Origin of the sequence: Nocardia carnea (genome assembly GCF_029868855.1) — a bacterium.
Lineage (GTDB): Bacteria > Actinomycetota > Actinomycetes > Mycobacteriales > Mycobacteriaceae > Nocardia > Nocardia carnea_A.
The window spans coordinates 1-1,003 of sequence record NZ_JARWOV010000326.1 but is presented as its reverse complement, the minus strand read 5'-3'; the positions used below and the strand labels follow the sequence as shown (position 1 = coordinate 1,003).

Here is a 1,003-nt window from a genome sequence, read left to right as displayed (position 1 = left end):
CCTCCGATTCTCGGTTCCGATTGGTGATGTAGGTGGCTATTCCGTTTCCGCCGGCGGATTTGGCGGGTTTGCTGGGTTGGGTGGGTGGTAGTGAGATCCCGGTGGGGAACGAGGATTTCGCCGAGTTCATGCGGGAGGGTTTCGAGGAGCTGAAGCGGCAGCTTCTCGAGGAGGAGTTGGCGCGGATCGACGAGGCGATCGCCGCGGTGCAGGCGGCCTATCCGGAGGGTGAGGGTGGCGCGGCGATACTCGGTGAACTGCGCAGTGTGCGTGAGGATACCGAGCGGACGGGGAGGGATTTCGGTCGTCTGGCCGAGAGTATTCACGAGTTCGGTGGGGAGGTCGTCGCTGCCAAGCTGAACGGGATTTTCGGGCTGACATGGTTGGCTGGGGAGCTGATCTGGGCAGCGACGCTGGGGCCGGGGGCACCGTGGGCCCAGGTGGCGGCTATCGCGGCGACTCGGTATTTCTTCCGGATGGTCGGTTTGCGGCTCTCGGCGGCGATTCGGCGGCAGTTGTCGGGTTTGGTCGTCAATCGGGGATTGCGGACGATGTCGTCGCATTTTCTGTACGAGGCGATTCAGGAAGGGTTGATCGAGGTCGCGCAGGGGACTGTGCAGGAGGTGGTGGTTCAGAACGTATTGATGGATAAGGGCTACCAGCAGGGTTACGACTGGGATGAGCTCGGTACGAATGTGGTGGTGTCGTTCGGGGCTGGTGCGGCGGCGGGTTTGGGTGGTCATTTCTTGTTTCGGGGGGCGGCGCGGTTGCCGTGGGGGCCGGATCGGTGGGGTGGGCTGGTTCGCGGTGCACTCGTCGGTTCGGGGGCGGGGTTGGTGGGTGCGACTGCGGCGTGGGCGATTCAGGGACGGTTGACCGGTAACTGGGAGATGGATCCCCGTTCGTTGACCGGTGGTGTGATCGGTGGGGCGGGGCCGGGCATGGTTTATGGCTGGCAGGGTGGTTCGGACTATTCGGGTAGGCCGATCACGGTTGACGACTA

Annotated in this window: 1 protein-coding gene; it reads left to right on the top strand. The window is 63.8% G+C overall.

Annotation, left to right across the window (positions count from 1 at the left end; translation table 11 throughout):
• Positions 1-32 precede the first annotated feature (32 nt).
• Positions 33-1,003: hypothetical protein (locus QH195_RS33315; RefSeq protein ID WP_432278484.1), on the top strand; the 971-nt coding region annotated here is incomplete at its 3' end.